Annotated in this window: 15 protein-coding genes; 6 read left to right on the top strand and 9 right to left on the bottom strand. The window is 73.1% G+C overall.

What is annotated here, in order from left to right:
- Positions 1 to 53: 53 nt before the first annotated feature.
- Complete coding sequence (locus OG332_RS06910) at positions 54 to 2,552, bottom strand: discoidin domain-containing protein (RefSeq protein WP_327412615.1); 2,499 nt, start codon at positions 2,550 to 2,552, stop codon at positions 54 to 56.
- A 480-nt stretch (positions 2,553 to 3,032) separates the two neighbouring features.
- Here OG332_RS06910 and OG332_RS06905 point away from each other — a divergent pair, with 480 nt between their 5' ends.
- Both OG332_RS06905 and OG332_RS06900 read left to right on the top strand, forming a co-directional pair.
- Positions 3,033 to 4,148, top strand: a complete 1,116-nt coding sequence (locus tag OG332_RS06905) for a molybdopterin-dependent oxidoreductase (protein ID WP_327412614.1) — start codon at positions 3,033 to 3,035, stop codon at positions 4,146 to 4,148.
- A gap of 184 nt (positions 4,149 to 4,332) precedes the next feature.
- Complete coding sequence (locus OG332_RS06900) at positions 4,333 to 6,399, top strand: SpoIIE family protein phosphatase (RefSeq protein WP_327412613.1); 2,067 nt, start codon at positions 4,333 to 4,335, stop codon at positions 6,397 to 6,399.
- Between the two features lie 60 nt (positions 6,400 to 6,459).
- Here OG332_RS06900 and OG332_RS06895 read toward each other — a convergent pair whose 3' ends face one another.
- Complete coding sequence (locus OG332_RS06895) at positions 6,460 to 9,258, bottom strand: SpoIIE family protein phosphatase (protein ID WP_327412612.1); 2,799 nt, start codon at positions 9,256 to 9,258, stop codon at positions 6,460 to 6,462.
- The gene (locus OG332_RS06890) at positions 9,255 to 10,250 is read right to left on the bottom strand and encodes a GlxA family transcriptional regulator (protein WP_327412611.1); all 996 of its coding nucleotides are present in this window, start codon (positions 10,248 to 10,250) and stop codon (positions 9,255 to 9,257) included. The genes OG332_RS06895 and OG332_RS06890 overlap by 4 nt, the downstream gene beginning before the upstream one ends.
- 107 nt (positions 10,251 to 10,357) lie before the next feature.
- Between OG332_RS06890 and OG332_RS06885 the strand changes: the two genes are divergently transcribed.
- Positions 10,358 to 10,939, top strand: coding sequence for a cysteine hydrolase family protein (locus OG332_RS06885; RefSeq protein ID WP_327412610.1), 582 nt, complete (start codon positions 10,358 to 10,360; stop codon positions 10,937 to 10,939).
- 159 nt (positions 10,940 to 11,098) lie between these two features.
- On the opposite strand, the gene OG332_RS06880 is transcribed toward OG332_RS06885, so the two are convergent.
- Positions 11,099 to 12,247, bottom strand: coding sequence for a glycerate kinase (locus tag OG332_RS06880; RefSeq protein ID WP_327412609.1), 1,149 nt, complete (start codon positions 12,245 to 12,247; stop codon positions 11,099 to 11,101).
- 143 nt (positions 12,248 to 12,390) lie between these two features.
- Between OG332_RS06880 and OG332_RS06875 the strand changes: the two genes are divergently transcribed.
- From OG332_RS06875 to OG332_RS06865, 3 genes are read left to right on the top strand one after another with little or no spacing between them, the layout of a single operon-like run.
- Positions 12,391 to 12,732, top strand: a complete 342-nt coding sequence (locus OG332_RS06875; protein WP_327412608.1) for a hypothetical protein — start codon at positions 12,391 to 12,393, stop codon at positions 12,730 to 12,732.
- Positions 12,716 to 13,216: an NUDIX hydrolase gene (locus tag OG332_RS06870; protein WP_327412607.1), complete on the top strand. Its 501-nt coding sequence runs from the start codon at positions 12,716 to 12,718 to the stop codon at positions 13,214 to 13,216. The genes OG332_RS06875 and OG332_RS06870 overlap by 17 nt, the downstream gene beginning before the upstream one ends.
- A 35-nt stretch (positions 13,217 to 13,251) precedes the next feature.
- Positions 13,252 to 13,680, top strand: a complete 429-nt coding sequence (locus OG332_RS06865; protein WP_327412606.1) for a hypothetical protein — start codon at positions 13,252 to 13,254, stop codon at positions 13,678 to 13,680.
- 16 nt (positions 13,681 to 13,696) lie between these two features.
- Here the strand turns inward: OG332_RS06865 and OG332_RS06860 are convergent, their stop codons facing one another.
- The 5 genes from OG332_RS06860 to OG332_RS06840 all read right to left on the bottom strand — a co-directional run bounded on the left by OG332_RS06860 (position 13,697) and on the right by OG332_RS06840 (position 17,894).
- On the bottom strand, positions 13,697 to 14,086 hold the full coding sequence (locus OG332_RS06860; protein ID WP_327412605.1) for an SHOCT domain-containing protein: 390 nt from the start codon (positions 14,084 to 14,086) through the stop codon (positions 13,697 to 13,699).
- Positions 14,087 to 14,200: 114 nt separating this feature from the next.
- The gene (locus OG332_RS06855) at positions 14,201 to 14,725 is read right to left on the bottom strand and encodes a methylated-DNA--[protein]-cysteine S-methyltransferase (protein ID WP_327412604.1); all 525 of its coding nucleotides are present in this window, start codon (positions 14,723 to 14,725) and stop codon (positions 14,201 to 14,203) included.
- Between the two features lie 9 nt (positions 14,726 to 14,734).
- Positions 14,735 to 16,219: an AlkA N-terminal domain-containing protein gene (locus tag OG332_RS06850; protein ID WP_327412603.1), complete on the bottom strand. Its 1,485-nt coding sequence runs from the start codon at positions 16,217 to 16,219 to the stop codon at positions 14,735 to 14,737.
- A gap of 171 nt (positions 16,220 to 16,390) precedes the next feature.
- Positions 16,391 to 17,251, bottom strand: a complete 861-nt coding sequence (pssA, locus tag OG332_RS06845) for a CDP-diacylglycerol--serine O-phosphatidyltransferase (protein WP_327412602.1) — start codon at positions 17,249 to 17,251, stop codon at positions 16,391 to 16,393.
- Complete coding sequence (locus tag OG332_RS06840; RefSeq protein WP_030010161.1) at positions 17,238 to 17,894, bottom strand: phosphatidylserine decarboxylase; 657 nt, start codon at positions 17,892 to 17,894, stop codon at positions 17,238 to 17,240. Before OG332_RS06840 ends, pssA begins: the two co-directional genes overlap by 14 nt.
- Positions 17,895 to 17,965: the final 71 nt, after the last annotated feature.

Below are 17,965 nucleotides of genomic sequence, written 5' to 3'. Positions count from 1 at the left end.
CCCGGCCGGAACGACGGCCGGACACCGCTCGGAATCACTCGGGATCACTCGGGTCAGGAGACGGTGAGGAACTTGGCGATGCTCGGGACCCCCTGGGCGTCGAGGGCGAAGAGCATGTAGTTGCCTGGCAGGACCACACCGGTGTCGGCCGGAACGGACACCGTGTAGGAGTTGGTTCCGGTTGCCGTGGACACCACGGGGACCCGGCGCTGGTCGTTGTCGGTGGAGTGGGTCGCGGCCGCGGCCCGCATCAGGACGAAGGATGCCACCGGGCCCTCGGTGCTCACCGTGAGCGAGGTGCCGGGGGCCGTCCTGGAGGGCACGCCGCCGGAGATGACGGGACGCGGCTTCGGCGTGCCGTCCGCGTTCAGCAGGTACGGCGGTGTGAAGACCGCCCCATCGGCGTGGTTGGTGGCGCAGTCGCCGCACAGGCCCCCGCCCCCGGAGAAGATCCGCCCGTCCGGCAGCAGGTTGGCCACGCTGTGGTAGTTGCGCGGCACGGCCATCGAGGCGAGCGGGGTGAAGGCTCCGGTCGCCGGGTCCCACAGCTCGGGCGTCAGCACCGAGGTCGCGTCGCTGAACGGCACCGGATAGGCCTGCCCGCCGAAGACGGCCACCTTGCCGTCGGGCAGGACGACGCTGTTGCTGAAGCCGCGGGCGTGTTCCAAGTCCCCGGTGCGGGCGGCCTGCGCCTGGCTGCCCGCGACGCTCACCGTGTAGGCGCGCCGGGTGGCCGGGCTGTCCTGGTAGGCGGGGGAGCCGCCCAGGGTGAGCAGCTTGCCGATGTCGTAGGAGACGGCATTGCCGGTCATGGCGTCCTGGCTGTCGGCCCGGGTCCCGGCTGCGGTGATGCTGCCCTGGCCGGCGGTCGAGATCCAGTTCATCTGCTTGCTCGGACCCAGCTGCAGCACCTTGCCGCCCGAAGTGGCGTACAGCCACATGTGGTTGTCGGCCCGGTAGGGTCCGGCCGGGTCGGCCGTCAGCGCCGGGACGGCGGAGACGCCCGGGAGCTTGCGCCAGGTACGGGTGTCCGGCGACCAGGCCTCACCGGCCTTGTCGCCCGCCGCCCCGCTCCACGAACCGCCCAGGACGAAGGCCTCGCCGGTGGAGAGCAGCGTCATGGCCTGGTAGCCGCGGGCGATGTTCATGCTGGTGGTGGCGGACCAGTCGTCGGTGGCCGGGTCGTAGATGCTCGCCTTCTCCGCGTTGCTGCCCCCGGTGACCAGCACCCGGCCGTCGGCCAGCATGGCGATGCCCGGACAGAACATGTCGTGGCCGGTGTTGTCGATGCGGCGCTGGGTGACCTTGCCGGTCTTCAGGTCCAGGATCGCGGTCTGGGTGTAGCCGTTGCTGCCGCCGAAGCGGTCGACCGCGTACGCGGACCAGGCCAGCAGCTTGTCGCCGGGCAGGGCGGCGGTGGCCACGGGCACCAGCGGGAAGCCGGTGATCCGGCCCCAGGAGCCGTGGACGGCCGGGCTGGCCGGCCCGCTCAGGCGTATCTCGGCGGCCGAGGTCCAGGGGCCGCGGGCGCCGGCCTCGCTCGTCACGGTCAGACGTACGTAGCGGGCGTGCTCGGCCCGGGTGAAGGTGGCGGTCTTGACGGTGTCGTCGTCCCGCCACGTGCCCGAGGCCACCGGCGCGGCGAAGGTGAAGCCGTCGGTGCTGGTCTGGACGCTGTACGCGCCCGCCCGCCCGTTGGGCCCGTCCGCGCGCGGGTGGTAGACGAGTGCGGAGACGACCGACGTGCGGTGCATGTCGATGGTGAGGGTGTGCGGCAGGGGAGTGGCGGTGCCGCTCCACTTGCTGTGCCAGATGGTGTTGGCGTTGCCGTCGAGCACGTTCGCCGCGCGGCCGTTCTCGCCGGCGGTCTCCTCGTCGCTGGCGGTGGCCGTCCATCCGGCCCGGGACAGGTCGACGGTGGCCGCCGGCGTGCCCGGGTCGCCCAGTACGTCGATCTCGGCGGCGGAGCTCCAGGGCCCGCGGCCGCCGGCCTCGGTGAGCGCCGTGAGGCGCACGAACCGGGCTCCCTGCGGGGCGAAGCCCAGCGTCTTGGTGCCGGCGTCGTCGGCGAGGGTGCCCGTGGCGACGGGGGTTCCCCAGCCCTGTCCGTCCGTGCTGAGGCTGATGCTGTACTCACCGATGCGCCCGTTGGGCCCGTTCGCGCGGGGGCGGTAGACGAGTGCGGAGACGACCGAGGTCTGCCGCATGTCGATGGTGAGGGTGTGCGGCAGGGGAGTGGCGGTGCCGCTCCACTTGCTGTGCCAGATGGTGTCGGTGTTGCCGTCGAGCACGTTGGCCGCACGGCCGTTCTCGCCGGCGGTCTCCTCGTCGCTGGCGGTGGCCGTCCACCCGGTCCGGTCGAGGACGGGAGCCGTGGGTTCCATCGCGTTCGCCGGCGCGATGCCGTGGTGCGGGGACTGCTTCGCCGTCTGCTGGTCCTGCGGGACGGGCGCGGGCCGGGGGGCCGGCGCCCGGCCGGCGGCCGTGCTGGAGACCCCGAGCCACGGGGTCAGGCCGATCAGCAGTGAGCCGAGGCCGAAGGCTATGAGCAAGTGGGAACGGCGTAACAGGCGTGGAAAGGCGAGGGTGCGCCTGGACTGCAATCTGACCTCCTGGGGCGACGGGACGTGCCCCAGAGAACATAGGTCAGATCAAAAGCAACTCTCCCGAAAAAAGGGAGAGTTGGCGTGAAGCGGCATTGCCGGTGGAATGTGCGCGGTCGTGCGCGGTCGTGCGCGATCGTGCGCGGGACGAGCGCGGACACGACAGTCCCCGGCAGTTCCGTCGATTCCATGAGCCATCCGCCGTCGCCGATGGCTCCCGTGGTCGACAGATGCTGCCGGGGGCCTGGCCAGAGCCTGGACAAGGGTCACGCGGGCCTGAGGACGTCTCCAGAGGGAGGTGCGGCTCTATCCGGTTATCCGGTGTATTGATGAGTTTCCTCCCTATTCATCAGTAGTCAAGACCCTGCCGGAAGTACGCTGAAAGTAATCCGCGCCGCGCTCGGAACGAGCCCGACGGAAGGTGTCGCGATGTCCGCATGGCCGGTTTCACGAGGTGCGCGCGGGCCCGGCGCCACGGTCTGGGAGCCCGAGACCGTGACGTCAGACCCGTACAACGCGCAGACGCCTTCGGCCGCGCTGGCCGAGCCGGTCACGCCCGTGGGGGCCTTCTTCGTGCGCGACCACTTCGGCATCCCGCGCACCGACCCCGCCCGGTGGCGGCTCCGGTTCGACGGCGCGGCCGCCGCTCCCTTCACCATCGGCCACGCGGAACTGCTCACGATGGAACACCGGGAGCTCGATGTCGTCGTGGAGTGCGCGGGCAACGGCCGCGGCCTGATGAGACCTCCCCCGCCCGGACTGCCGTGGAGCCAGCAGGCGGTGGGCTGCGCGCACTTCGCGGGCGTGCCCTTCCGCGCCCTCGCCGACCGGGCAAGGATCGATCCGGCGGCCGTGGAGATCGTGTTCACCGGAGCCGACTCCGGCACCGTGCACGGCCGCCGGACGCCCTTCGAGCGCAGCCTCCCGCTCGCCGCGGCCCTCCACCCGGACACCCTCCTCGCCACCCGCATGAACGGCGAGCCGCTGGCACCCGAGCACGGGGCGCCGGTCCGCCTGGTGGTCCCCGGCCGGTACGCCGTCGCCGATGTGAAGTGGCTCGTCGGGGCGCGGGCCGTGACGCACGCGTTCACCGGCGCCTTCCAGACCGAGGAGTACCTCTACGTCGCCTCGCGCGGCACCCCCGAGGGCCCCGTCACGACCGTGCGGGTCAAGTCGGTCATCACCGAGCCCGAGCCGGACACGGCCGTGCACCGCGGCCACGAGACCCTGGTCCGCGGCCGCGCCTGGTCGGGCGGCGGGGTCCCCGTCCGGAGCGTCGAGGTGCGGGCCGCGTACGAGGACGACGACCCGGACGGCGACGGCGACGCCGGCCGGGACTGGCACCCGGCCGTGCTGGAACCGCCGGCGGGCCCGTACGGCTGGAGCGGCTGGTCGTACCGGTGGACGCCGCAGCGCCCGGGACCCTGCCGGCTGCTGTCCCGCGCGACCGACGCCCACGGCGACACCCAGCCGGCGCACCCCCCGTGGAACGCCCGCGGCTACGGCTGCAACCCCGTGGCCTGCGTCGAGGTGGTCGTCGTATGAGCCGGAGGCGGGGACCGGCGGCTGCCGGCCGGAGGTGCGGACCGGCGGCCTCCCGCTCGCCCCGCCCCGCACCCGCCGGGTCTGCGCCCCTCCGGGCTCCCGCCACCGGACGCAGAGCCCCGCGGCCATGCCTCGGATAGGGTGATTCGGTAGGAATCAGCCCCCCCGGGGTGAGGTCGGTGCATTGGACACTTACCAGTCGACGAGCGAGGTGCCGGAGCAGCCGGTGGCGGCTGTCGGGTACGCGGGCGTGCTCCGCGAGCTGCTGCCGATCGCCCTGTGGCGCGAGGACGCCGACGGTCGCATCGTGGAGTGGTCGCTGGCCGCCCAGGACCTGCTCGGGCACCGGCCCGAGGACATCATCGGCCGCCCCGGCACCGCCGTCCTCGTCCCCGAGGCCAACCAGGAGCTCGCCGACCAGCTGACCCGGCGCGTCCAGGCCGGCGAGACCGTCGTCGGCACCCTGCCCGTGCGCCACCGCGACGGCCACCGCGTCCGCATGGAGATGTGGATCGTGCCCGCCGTCGACCCGCAGGGCCGCACGGGGGCCATGCTCATCGCCGTGGAGACCTCCGAGGTCCTCCACATGCGGGACTCGCTCGCCGCCCTGCAGAGCCTCTTCACCCAGTCGCCCATCGGCCTCGCCACCCTCGGCCCCGACCTGCGCTTCCTCCGGGTCAACGACGCGCTGGCCCGGATGAACGGCGTCTCCGCCGCCGAGCACCTGGGCAGACGGCTCACCGAGGTGGTGCCCGGGGTCAACGCCGTCGCCCTGGAGGCGACGATGCGGCAGGTCCTCGACCGGGGCACCGCCGTCGTCGACGTCCGCCGCACCGGGCGGACCCCCGCCGACCCCGAGCGCGACCGGACCTGGTCCTGCTCGTACGCCCCGCTGCTCGACGGCTCCGGCCGGGCCCTCGGGGTGATCGCGTCCCTCATCGACATCACCGAGGGCCAGCAGGCGCAGGCCGAGGCCGAACGGGCCCGGCACCGGTTCGCGCTGCTGGCGGAGGCGGGCACCCGCATCGGCACGACCCTGGACCTCCACCAGACCGCCCAGGAGATCGTGGACGTGCTGGTGCCGCAGCTCGCGGACTCGGCCGACGTACAACTGCTCGAAGCGGTGCTGGGCCCCGACGAGGGCGCGGCGCCCGCCGCCTCCACCCGCGGTGTCCTGCGCCGCCTGGCGGCCCGCTTCCCCGACCCGACCGCCCCCACCGCGAAACTCGCCCCCGGCCAGACCTTCCAGATCCCCGTGGGAACCCACTACGAGCGGGTCGTCGCGGAAGGGCGGCCGATGAACCTCTACGTCTCCGACATCCCGGCACTGATCACGTCCCCGCGCGCGGAGGCCCTGCGCGCCTACCTCGCCACCCTGGGCTCGGCGCGGCTGGTCCCGCTCGTCGCGCGCGGCACGGTGCTCGGCGCGGTCACCGTGACGCGCACGCGCGACCGCGAGCCCTTCGACGAGCAGGACTGCGTACTCGTCGACGAGCTGGTCGCCCGCGCGGCCCTCAACATCGACAACGCCCGGATGTACACCCGCCAGCGGCAGGCGGCCCTGACCCTCCAGCGCAGCCTCACCAACAGCGCACTGCCCGAGGTCCCCGGCCTCGCGCTCACCGGGCGCTACCTGCCCGCCAGCGACCACGACGTCGGCGGGGACTGGTTCGACGTCATCCCGCTGCCCGGCGGCCGGACCGGGCTGGTCATCGGGGACGTCATGGGCCACGGGATCCACGCGGCGGCCGTCATGGGGCAGCTGCGCACGGCGGTACGGACCCTCGCGCGCCACGACGTGTCCCCGGCGCGGATGCTCGGCTCGCTCGACGCCGTGGTGGCCGACCTGGGCGAGGACGAGATGGCGACCTGCGTCTACGCCGCGTACGACCCGGCGTCCGGCGGCTGTGTCGTCGCCCGCGCCGGGCATCCGCCGCCGGCCGTGGTGGCCACCGACGGGACCGTGTCCTTCCTCCACGGACCGCCCGGCACCCCGCTGGGCACCGGCGGGCAGGACTTCCGCACCGAGGAGGTGCGGCTGCCCGCGGGGAGCCTGCTCGTGCTCTACACCGACGGCCTCATCGAGGCCCGGGACCGGGACCTCGACCAGGGCATGGACCAGCTGGCACGGGCCCTGCGCCGGGTGGACCAGCCGCTGGAGGAACTGTGCGACGGGATCCTGCGGTCGCTGCTGCCGTGCGCCCAGCAGGACGACGTGGCGGTGCTGCTGGCCCGGACCCGGCCGGCGTGACGGGACGGTACGAGGGGCCGCACGCGGGGCACCTCGGCCGCCGACCGCGCCCCGGCGCGGTCACCAGGCCATGTCCTCCAGGGCCTCCAGGTCCAGCGGCCCCGGCTCCTGCGGCCCCCCGCCCCCGGTCAGCGGCAGCTCGGCCCAGATGACCTTCCCGCGGTCGGTGTAGCGGGTGCCCCACCGCTCGGCGTACTGCGCGACGAGGAACAGCCCGCGCCCGCCCTCGTCGGTGGTGGCCGCGTACCGCAGGTGCGGCGAGGTGCTGCTGCCGTCGGAGACCTCGCAGATGAGGGTGCGGTCGCGCAGCAGCCGGACCCGGACGGGCGCGCTCCCGTACCGGATCGCATTGGTGACCAGCTCGCTGAGGATCAGCTCGGCGGAGAACGCGATGTCCTCCAGGCCCCACTCGACGAGCTGTGCCGAGCCCGCGTTCCGCACCCAGGAGACGGCCGAGGGCTCGCCCGGCACCTCCCACTCGGCGATCCGGCCGGCCTCCAGCCGGCGGGTGTCGGCGATCAGGAGGGCGATGTCGTCGCTCGGCACCGGGAACAACATCGTGGCGAGCACGTCCGAGCAGGCCTGCTCGGGGCTGCGGCCGGGCCGCGACAGCGTGTCGGCGAGCAGGTGCAGACCGGTGTCGAAGTCCCGGTCGCGGTCCTCCACCAGCCCGTCGGTGAACAGCACCAGCCGGCTCCCCTCGGGCAGCTGGAAGTCGACGGCCTCGAAGGGCATCCCGCCGACCCCGAGCGGGATCCCGGCCGGCAGCTCGGGGAACTCCACCTGCCCGTCGGGGTGGATCAGCGCGGGCCCGGGATGCCCGGCGCTGGCCATCCGGCACCGCCCGGAGGCCGGGTCGTAGACCGCGTAGAGGCAGGTGGCGCCGGTGACGCCGGAGGCGGGCTCGGCCACACCGTCGGGGTCACCGGCGTCCGCGCCGTTCCCGTTCGCCCCGCCCCCGGCCTCGTCCTGGTCGATCCGGTTGATCAGCTCGTCCAGGTGTCCGAGGAGCTCGTCGGGCGGCAGGTCCAGGGTGGAGAAGTTGTGCACGGCGGTCCGCAGCCGGCCCATGGTGGCCGCGGCGTGCACCCCGTGCCCGACGACATCGCCCACGACCAGCGCCACCCGGGCCCCCGGCAGCTGGATCACGTCGAACCAGTCCCCGCCCACCCCGGCCTTCGCCGGGAGGTAGCGGTAGGCCACGTCCACGGCGCTCTGGTCGGGCAGCACCCGGGGCAGGAGGCTGCGCTGGAGGGCCACGGCCGTCGCGTGCTCGCGGGTGAAGCGGCGGGCATTGTCGATGGAGACGGCTGCCCGGGCCCCCAGCTCCTCCGCGAAGGACAGGTCCTCCTCGTCGAAGGCCTCAGGGGTGTCCGCGCGCCAGAAGTTGGCCATGCCCAGGACCACGCCGCGGGCCTGGAGGGGGACGGAGATGAGCGAGTGCAGTCCGTAGTCGAGGGCCTCGCGGGTGCCCTGCGAGTCCTGGGCCCGCCACCCCATGGCCGTGTTCAGATCGGTCGCGAGCACCGCGTGTCCGGCGTCCAGGGCCGCCGCCATCGGGGCCGTCGGCACGGCGAACCGGATGACGTCGCCGACCGGCTGGAGCGGTGAGTCGCTGCGGACGCCGGTGATGGCCGCCCGGCGCATCTCGGTGTAGACCCCGGTGGCCGGCGAGGGCTCGTCGCCGCGCAGTACCGGTTCCAGCAGCTCCACGGTGACGAAGTCCGCGAAGCGGGGGACGGCCACCTCCGACAGCTCCTCGGCGGTCCGCACCACGTCCAGCGTGGAGCCGATCCGCACACCGGCGTCGTACAGCAGCTGGAGCCGGCTGCGTGCCACCTCGGCCCGTCCGGAGAGGGAGGCGAGCTCGGTGGAGTCGCGCAGGGTCACCACGCGGCCGGCCGGCCGGCCCGCGTACGGCTTGGTGGGCCGTACGTTGACCGCGAGCAGCCGGTCGCCCGCCAGGTGCACGTGGTCCGTCACGACCCGGCCGGAAGCGAGCAGCTCGGTGGTACGGGGGTCGAGGCCGAGGTCGGTGACGCCGCGTGCCTCGGCGTCGGAGGGCAGATCGAGGAGCCTGCGGGCCTCGTCGTTGGCCAGGATGAGCCGCTGGTCGTTGCCGATGATGAGCACGCCCTCGCGCACGGCGTGCAGAACGGCCTCGTGGTGTTCGTTCATCCGGGTCATCTCGGCGGCGCCCAGGCCCCGGGTCTGGTGCAGCAGCCGGCGGCTGACCAGGGCGGCGCCGACGGTGCCGAGCAGCAGACCGCCCGCCGTGGCTCCCAGGAGGAGGGGCAGCTGCCCCTCGACCGCATGGGAGACGTTCTCCACCTCTATGCCGGTGCCGACCAGGCCGATGACGGCGCCTTCGGTGTTCCGTACGGGGACCACGGCCCGGACGGCGTCGCTCGGCTCGCCCGTGAAGGTCTCGGTGAAGGATTCCCCGGCGACGGCGCGGGCGATGTCGGTGGCGCGTTGGCCGATCAGCTCGGGCCGTGAGTCGGTGTAGCGGATCCCGCGGATGTCCATCACCGCGATGAAGTCGACCCCCGACTTCTGGCGGGCGGCCTCGGCCAGGGGCTGGAGCACGGCCGTCGGATTCCGCGACAGCAGTGCCTCCGGGAGGCCGGGGGCGTGCGCGAAGGCCTCGGCGGCGGCGAGCGAGCGGTTGCGCGCGTCGCGCTGACTGTCGTAGCGGGCCTGGAAGACGAGGGCCAGCGCGGCAGCGGTGATCAGCAGCACCACGATCACCGCCGTGAGGGCGAAGACCTGACCGGCGACGCTGTGCGCCCCGAGGGACAGGCGTGCCCGCAGGCGCGAGCCCCACCCGGTCGGCTGGCGACCACTACGTCCGGTCATGAGCCATTTCTAACACTGTCCGGAGGGTTTGGAGCGGCTGCGGGGGCGGCGGCGGCCGCTCGATAGGCGCGGGGGCCGAGGCCGACGTACGAGGTGAAGTGCTGGCGGAAGGTGACCTCGCTGGCGAAACCGGCCCGCCGGGCCACCTCCGGCACCGGATGGTCGGTGCGCTCCAGCAGCTTGCGGGCCGCGTCCAGCCGGTGGCCCAGGAGCCAGCGGTGCGGGGTGGTGCCGGTGGCCGCGGCGAAGTGCCGGGCGAAGGAGCGCGGGGACATGCCGGCCCAGCGGGCCATGGTGGACACGGACAGCGGCTCGTGCAGGGAGCGCAGCGCCCGCTCCCGTACGGCGGCCAGCGTTTCGGCGGTCCGGTCCGCGGCCGGCACGGGCCGGTCCAGGTACTGGGCGTGGCCCCCGGTGCGGAAGGGGCCCGTCACCATCGAGCGGGCGATGGCGGCGGCGGCCTCGGCGCCGTGCGCCTCCCGGACCAGGTGCAGGCAGAGGTCGATCCCGGAGGCCACTCCGGCGGAGGTCCACAGCCCGCCGTCCTCGACGTAGAGCGGGGCGTCCTCGACCACGACCCCCGGGTAGCGGGTGGCGAGCTGCGGCGCCAGCCACCAGTGGGTGACCGCCCGGCGGCCCTCCAGCAGCCCGGCCTCCGCAAGGACGAACGCTCCGGCGCACAGGGCTGCGATCGGCACGCCCCGGGCGTGCACCTCCCGCAGGGCCGCGAGGACCGGCCCGGGCGTCGGATCGGACGGCTCGGCCAGGGCCGGTACGACGACCAGGTCGGCCGAGGCCAGCCAGTCGAGCCCCCGGTCGGGGGCCAGGGTCAGCCCGCCGGGCAGCGGGATCGGACCGGGCTCGGCGGCGCACCGGCGCAGCTCGAATTCCGGCACCCCGGCGCGGCTGCGGTCGGGGCCCCAGACCTCGGTGATGACGGCGAGGTCGAAGCTGCGGATACCGGGCTGGACGACGATGGCGACGCGGCGCATGGGGCCAGTGTGACAGCAGAGGCATGACTGCCACCCTGGCAGGATCCCATCGGTCCGGGACCTCGCAGCCGCTGTCGGGCGCACGGCCCGGCGGACAGCATGGAGCCATGACACAGACCGCGATCGAGATCGCCCCGAACAGTGCCCTGCTGGTCATCGACGTGCAGAAGGGCTTCGACGACGAGTCCTTCTGGGGGCCCCGCAACAACCCGGCCGCCGAGGACAACATCGCCGCTCTGATGGACGCCTGGCAGGCCGCCGGCCGTCCGGTGGTCCTCGTCCGGCACGCCTCCGTGCAACCCGGCTCCGTCCTGGCCGCGGACCACCCCGGCCACGCCTTCAAGGAGCAGGTCGAGAAGCGGCGCCACGGGTCCCTGGTGGTCACCAAGACCGTGAACTCCGCCTTCTACGGCTCCCCGGACCTGGCGGACTGGCTCACCGCCCAGGGCACAGGCCAGCTGGTGGTGGTCGGCATCCAGACCAACATGTGCGTCGAGACCACCGCCCGGATGGCGGGGAACCTGGGCTACGACGTACTCGTCCCGCTCGACGCCACCCACACCTTCGACCTCGCCGGACCGGGAGGCCTGAGCCTGACGGCGGACGAACTCGCCACCGCCACCGCGGTGAACCTCCAGGGCGGCGGCTTCGCCCGCGTGGTGACCACGGCCCAGCTGCTCCCGGCGTAGCCGTTCCAGCCTCGCCGGCGTTTGAGTGGGGGTCCCCCCGGACGAAGTCTGGGGGAGGGTCCGGGCGGAGCCCGGTGCCCGGCGGAGCCGGGATTCCCGGGGCGTCGCCCCAGACCCCACGCCTCAAACGCCGACGAGGCTACGAAGAAGGCGGCCGGGTCAGAGGACGTCGGCGGCGATGTCGGCCGCGACCCGCTCCAGCAGGGGACCCGCGTTCGGGATGGACTTCGCCGGGTCGGGCTCCAGGTCCGTGAGCGGGTACGCCTTGCGGATGCCGGCCGCCTCCAGGGCCTCCTGGGTCAGCAGCAGCCGGCCGCAGACCGCCACCACCGGCTTGCCCGCCGCGCGCGCCGCGGCCGCGACGCCCGCCGGGGCCTTGCCGTGCAGGGTCTGCTCGTCCAGCGATCCCTCACCGGTGATGACCAGCGTGGCCCGCTCCAGGGCCGGGGCGAAGCCCAGCACCTCCAGCATCAGCTCGATGCCGGGACGGAACGTGGCACCGAGCAGCAGGGCTCCGTAGCCGATGCCGCCCGCGCCGCCCGCACCCGGAAGCACCGCGCACTCGGCGGCCTTCGCGCCGATCGACTTCTCCAGGACCACCGCGAAGTGCGCGAGCGCCGCGTCGAGCGTCGCCACGTCCTCGGGCGAGGCGCCCTTCTGCGGGCCGTAGACCGCCGGCGCGCCCTTCGGGCCGGTCAGCGGGTTGTCCACGTCGCTCGCGAGGACGAATTCCACGTCCGCGAAGCGCGGGTCGACGCCGGACAGGTCGGCCGAGGCCAGGTCGGCCAGCGCGCCGCCGCCCGGACCGACCGGTTCGCCGTTCGCATCCAGGAACACGGCGCCCAGCGCGGCCAGCATGCCGGCGCCGCCGTCGGTGGTGGCACTGCCGCCCACACCGAAGACGATCGAGCGCGCGCCCGCGTCCAGCGCGGCCTTCAGCAGCTCGCCCGAGCCGTACGTGGTCGCCGTCAGCGGGGCGAAGGTGCCCGCCGGCAGCAGCTGCAGCCCGGAGGCCTCCGCCATCTCGACCACCGCGGTGCCCTCGCGCAGCGCGAAGGCGGCCGTGACCTGGTCACCGAGGGGTCCGGTGACCCGTACCTCCCGGCGCTCGAAACCGGCGGCCACGGCGGCCGCGACCGTACCGTCGCCGCCGTCCGCGACGGGGAGGGTCTCGATCTCCACGCCCGGTACGGCCGAGCGAAGACCGGCCGTCACCCGCTCCGCGACCTGAACGGCCGTGAGCGAGCCCTTGAATTTGTCCGCGGCGATGAGCACGCGCGCGGCCTCAGTTACTGCTCCGTCCGTCACCTTGCTATTCCCTTGCTATCGAACAGTGCAGTCGCGCCGCCATGAGCTTATCCGGAGGATCCTCCTATGCCCATGAGTGGCCTGGGTCACACTCGGCGTGCCATGCCCCTAAATGCGGATATACGCCTGCATAGTGTGGCCGCATGAGCGCCGAATCACTGGAACAGCCACGTCCGGACACCTCGGACGGGGACTCCGGCGGCCCCATGGACGGCGCACCCGACCACACCGTCGTCACCGTCGGCGTGAACGCCGTGCTGGCCGTCGTCGCCTGGGCGGCCCTCGGCAAGGACTCCTTCGACACCGCCTCCGCCGCCGCGGGACGCCGTCCGGGCCATGGTCGGCGACGCCGTCACCGAGCAGGGGCCCGACCGCCACCCGCGGCTGCGGCGCGTCGCCGAGTCCAAGGGCCGGGACCGCGAGGACGGGCCTGGCAGCTCCGGGGCGTGATCTCGGTAGGGTGGCCGCGTGACCACCACGGATGACTTCGCCACGTACATCGCGAGCCTGCCCCGGGTGCTGGCCGGCGCGGCCGCCCTCTACCGGGACGCCGAGGGCAGGGTCCTGCTCGTCGAGCCCAACTACCGTGAGGGATGGACCCTGCCGGGCGGCACCGTCGAGTCGGACGGGGGCGAGTCGCCGCGCACCGCCGCCCGCCGCGAGAGCGCCGAGGAGATCGGACTCGACCTCCCGCTCGGCCGGCTGCTCGCCGTCGACTGGTCCCTCGGCGCCGACCGCCCGCCGCTGGTCGCCTACGTCTACGACGGCGGCGTGCTCGACGCCGGACAGCTCGCCTCGATCAAGCTCCAGGAGGAGGAGCTGATCTCCTGGCGGCTGGTCGAGCCCGCCGAACTCGCCGCCCACCTCCCCGGATCGCTCGGCCGGCGCACCGAAGAGGCCTACCGGGTCCTGCAGTCGGGCGAGGGCACGGTGGAACTGGAGAACGGCCGCCGACCGGCCGCTTCGTAACACGAGGCTTACTTCGAGCAGGACAGAATCAGCTGATGATCACGATGTACGCCTGGCCCAGCACCGCAGACGGGCCCGACGCCCTTCCCATGGTCCACTTCACCACCGACCAGCAGTCCGCCGGCGAGGTGACCCCGGAGGGGATGCCGGTCTGGCTGTTCGACACGGCGATCCGGGAAGGCGGCTGGGCGCGGTTCACGGACTTCGACGGCTGGTCCGTACCCGCCACCGAGTGGCGGGCACTGTACCGGCGCGAGGACGACCTGCTCGTGGTCAGCGGCCCCGGCTCCTGCGAGGGCTGGTACGAGGGAAACCTGGGGGCCGACACCGAATGGGTGGCGGCGGCGGCCGCCCAGCAGAGCGTGGTCCTGCTCGCCGCCCCCGTCCAGCACCCCTCGCTCTACAGCTACGCCGTGGAGGCGGGCGCCGCCTTCGCCCTGCTGGTCCCGCTCCTCGTCGTCTGACCCCGCCAGGGGGCGGTCAGGCCAGGAGCTTGGCCTTGGCCTGGTTGAACTCCTCCTGGGTGATGTCGCCCTTGTCCTTGAGGGCGGACAGCTTGTGCAGCTGGTCGGCCGCGTCGCCGCCGGGGGCCGCCGCCTTCTGGACGTACTCCCGGAAGGCGGCCTCGTTCTCCTGGGCCTGCTTCATGTCCCGCTCGCCCATGCTCCTGCCGCGGGCGATGAGGTAGACGAACACGCCGAGGAACGGCAGCAGGAGCACGAAGATGAGCCATCCCGCCTTCGCCCAGCCGCTGAGGCTGTGGTCACGGAACAGGTCCGTGATGACCTTGAAGAGCAGGAAGAACCACATGATCCACAGGAACAGCCACAACATCGTCCAGAAGATGTTGAGAAGCGGGTAGTCGTCCATGCCGACTCCGATCTTGTAGCGGTCCTACCTTCATACGCCCGCTGCGCCGGGTACGCATGCGGAGCGGGCACCGGCAGGACGGGGCTCGGGACCGGAACCGGGGCCGGGCCGGGACTAGAGCAACCGGTCCTGGAGGGGCTCCCCGGACTCGAAGGCCAGCAGCCGCACCTTCCGGTCGAGCCCGCCGCCGTAGCCCGTCATGCCGCCCGAGGCGCCGATCACCCGGTGGCACGGCACGATGATGCCGACCGGGTTCTTGCCGTTGGCCAGACCCACCGCGCGCGAGGCGTTCGGCTTGCCCAGCTTGGCCGCGAGCTCCCCGTACGACCAGGTCTCGCCGTACGGGATCCGGACGAGCTGGTCCCAGACGCTGCGCTGGAAATCGGTGCCCTCCAGACGCAGCGGCAGGTCGAACTCGCTGAGCTCCCCGGCGAAGTACGCGGCGAGCTGGCGCTCCACTTCGGGGAAGGGCTCCTCGGTCGCGGCCACCCGCTCCCCGAAGGACTCCTCGGCCGGCCGGTGGCGCTGCTCCGTCATGTAGAGGCCGCTGAGGACGCCGTCCGTGGCGACCAGGGTGAGCGGGCCGTAGGGGCTGTCGACGACGGCGTGCTGCTTTCCGCTGTTCACGGTGGTTCGCATGGTGGCTCCTCAGGCGGGCAGGTGGTTGATCGGGTGGGCGTCGGTGGCCCACAGGTACTGGACGGCGTACGCGCGCCACGGCCGCCAGGCGGCCGCGCGGACGGTCAGCGCGGTGGGGCCGGCCGGCAGCCCGAGCCCCTGCGCCGCCCGCCGCACCCCCAGATCGGACGGCAGGAACGCGTCCGGATCGCCGAGCGCCCGCATCGCGATGATCTCGGTGGTCCACGGGCCGAAGCCGGGCAGCGCCGAGAGCTGCGCCCGCGCCGCCTCCCAGTCGCTGTCGAAGCCGAGTGGCAGCGAGCCGTCCGCGAGCTCCGAGACCAGGGTGGTCAGCGTCGTGCGGCGGCTGCGCGGCAGGGCCAGGGACTCCGGGTCCAGTGCGGCGAGCGCCTGCGGGGAGGGGAAGAGGTGCGTCAGCCCGCCCAGCGGGTCCTCGACGCGCTCGCCGTGCGCGGTCACCAGGCGGGCCGCGTGCGTACGCGCCGCGGCGGTGGACACCTGCTGGCCCAGGACCGCCCGTACGGCGAACTCCTGCGCGTCGACCGTACGGGGGACCCGGCGCCCGGGGGCCTTGTCCACGAGCGGGGCCAGCAGCGGGTCGGAGCGCAGCTGCTCGTCGACGGCCTCCGGGTCGGCGTCCAGGTCGAGCATCCAGCGGCAGCGGCTGATGGCGATGGTGAGGTCGCGCAGGTCGGTCAGGGCGAGGCGGCAGCCGATGTGGTCGGGCTGCGGGGTCAGGGCGACCACGCCGGTGCCGTGGGGGAGGCGCAGGGTGCGCCGGTAGGCGCCGTCGCGCCACTCCTCGACGCCGGGGACCGCGGTCGCGGCGAGGTGCCCGAAGAGGTTGTCGGGGTTCAGGGGGGCCCGGAACGGCAGCCGCAGGCTGATCGTCCCCGGGATCCGGGGCGGGGCGTTCTTGTGGCGGCCGGCCTTCACGGCCCGCTCCCGCAGCTCGCTCGGGGACAGGGCGAAGACCTCGCGGACCGTGTCGTTGAAGGTCCGGATGGAGGAGAACCCGGCCGCGAAGGCGACGTCGCCCATGGGGAGCTCGGAGGTCTCGACGAGCAGCCGGGCGGTCTGCGCGCGCTGGGCCCTCGCCAGGGCGAGCGGACCGGCCCCGAGCTCGGCGTTGAGCTGCCGCTCCACCTGGCGGGTGGAGTACCCGAGCCTCGTCGCGAGCCCCGGTACGCCTTCCCGGTCGACGACCCCGTCCTGGATCAGCCGCATCGCGCGTGCGACGGCGTCGGCCCGTGCGTTCCACTCCGGCGAGCCGGGGCTGGTGTCGGGCCGGCACCGCTTGCACGCCCGGAACCCGGCCTGCTGGCAGGCGGCGGCGCTGGGCAGGAAGGTCATGTTCTCGACCTTCGGCGGTACGGCGGGGCAGCTGGGCCGGCAGTAGATCCGGGTGGTCAGCACAGCGGTGAAGAACCAGCCGTCGAAGCGGGCGTCCTTCGACTGCACGGCCCTTACGCAACGCTCTGTATCGGTGTGCATGACTCCAGGATCCGGGGTGCGAGTGCCTCCGGCTGGCGGTTTTCCGACATCAAGCCTAGGGCCCGGCGCGGCGCCGTGGCGGGGGCTCCGCCCCAGCAGCAGGCCCGCGGCTGCCATGACGAGAAGGCCCCGGACGCCATCGGCATCCGGGGCCTTCTTTCACAGCTGAGCTCAGCGCAGCGTCGCGGCTCGGGCTTCCCGCCTGTTGTGGCGGAACGTGTTCGCGCGACGGGTCGTCGCGAACAGCGGAATGGTCGCCGCCATCGCGATCTGCAGGGCGCAGCCGGTCTGGAGCAGGAGCTGACCGCCCGGGGCGTCGAACGCCCAGGCCGCCAGCAGCCCCATCGCGCCGATGATCCAGCACAGCATCGCCACGGCGAGAACGCCCCGCGGCTTCGGGTACTCGACCCGGCTCACCATCAGCCAGGCCACCCCGATGATCGCCAGCAGGGTCGGGATGAACGGCAGCTCCAGCAGCACGATCGAGACGACCGTCAGCGCGCCGAAGGGGCTCGGCATGCCCTGGAACACGCCGTCCTTCATCGTCACGCAGCTGAATCTCGCGAGTCGCAGCACCACGGCGAGCAGCACCACGATCGCGGCCAGCGCCGACATCTTCTGGTGCGCGTCCACGGCGACCATGCCGTAGACGAGCACGAAGTAGGCCGGGGCCAGGCCGAAGCTGATCAGGTCGGACAGGTTGTCCAGCTCGGCACCCATCGGCGAGCTGCGCAGCTTGCGGGCCACGATCCCGTCGAAGAGGTCGAAGACCGCGGCGAGCAGCATCAGTATCACCGCCGTCGCGGCGCTGTTACGGGCCATGCCCGACTCGCCACTGCCGGTGAGGTGCGGGATGAGGATCCCGGTGGTGGTGAAGTACACCGCCATGAATCCGCACGTCGCGTTGCCGAGGGTGAGGGTGTCCGCTATCGACAGCCGCAGCGAGAGCGGCATGTCGTCCTCGGCGGACTCCTCCTCGGCAGGTTCGGGCACCCAGCCGGCGGCCGGAGTCTCAGGGTCAGTCACGGTCAATTCGTGTCACCCCCGCGGTGGTGGCCTGACCGACCTCGACCGCGACCTCGACGCCCTCGGGGAGGTAGATGTCGACGCGGGAGCCGAAGCGGATCAGACCGATGCGTTCGCCCTGCTCCACCTTGGTGCCGGCCGGCAGGTACGGGACGATGCGACGGGCGACGGCGCCGGCGATCTGCACCATCTCGATGTCGCCGAGCTCGGTGTCGAAGTGCCAGACAACGCGCTCGTTGTTCTCGCTCTCCTTGTTGAACGCCGGGACGAATCCGCCGGGGATGTGCTCCACGGACGTCACCGTGCCCGCGAGGGGCGCGCGGTTGACGTGGACGTTCAGCGGGCTCATGAAGATCGCGACCCGGGTCCGTCCGTCCTTCCACGGCATGATGCTCTGCACCACACCGTCGGCGGGGGAGATGACACGGCCCTGAGCGATCTCACGCTCGGGGTCGCGGAAGAACCACAGCATGCCCGCGGCGAGTGCGGTGGCGGGCACGGCCGCCGCGGCCCAGCGTCCGGACTTGCGGGCCCGGGTGAGGCTGAGCGCCGCGGTGGCGACGGTCGGCAGAAGCCACGGCGATGCTCCGCGCGCGAGGCGTACGCCAAGGAGGCTGTCGCGAGGTGCAGAGGTTTGGCTGTGGGGCATGGATGACCTTCGTAGCGGGTGATTGCCGCGCCGCAAACAGGGGGACGGGACGGCGGCTTTACTGGAATGCT

This window comes from Streptomyces sp. NBC_01233 (assembly GCF_035989305.1).
Taxonomy (GTDB): domain Bacteria; phylum Actinomycetota; class Actinomycetes; order Streptomycetales; family Streptomycetaceae; genus Streptomyces.
The sequence above is the reverse complement of the archived record's forward strand: the minus strand, read 5'-3'. Positions and strand labels throughout refer to the sequence as shown.

Coding starts and splice junctions, on each gene's coding strand:
- OG332_RS06875 (WP_327412608.1), top strand. CDS start 12,391: ATGAGCGCCGAATCACTGGAACAGCCACGTCCGGACACCTCGGACGGG.
- OG332_RS06850 (WP_327412603.1), bottom strand. CDS start 16,219: ATGCACACCGATACAGAGCGTTGCGTAAGGGCCGTGCAGTCGAAGGAC.
- OG332_RS06890 (WP_327412611.1), bottom strand. CDS start 10,250: ATGCGCCGCGTCGCCATCGTCGTCCAGCCCGGTATCCGCAGCTTCGAC.
- OG332_RS06840 (WP_030010161.1), bottom strand. CDS start 17,894: ATGCCCCACAGCCAAACCTCTGCACCTCGCGACAGCCTCCTTGGCGTA.
- OG332_RS06905 (WP_327412614.1), top strand. CDS start 3,033: ATGTCCGCATGGCCGGTTTCACGAGGTGCGCGCGGGCCCGGCGCCACG.
- OG332_RS06885 (WP_327412610.1), top strand. CDS start 10,358: ATGACACAGACCGCGATCGAGATCGCCCCGAACAGTGCCCTGCTGGTC.
- OG332_RS06860 (WP_327412605.1), bottom strand. CDS start 14,086: ATGGACGACTACCCGCTTCTCAACATCTTCTGGACGATGTTGTGGCTG.
- OG332_RS06895 (WP_327412612.1), bottom strand. CDS start 9,258: ATGACCGGACGTAGTGGTCGCCAGCCGACCGGGTGGGGCTCGCGCCTG.
- OG332_RS06865 (WP_327412606.1), top strand. CDS start 13,252: ATGATCACGATGTACGCCTGGCCCAGCACCGCAGACGGGCCCGACGCC.
- OG332_RS06855 (WP_327412604.1), bottom strand. CDS start 14,725: ATGCGAACCACCGTGAACAGCGGAAAGCAGCACGCCGTCGTCGACAGC.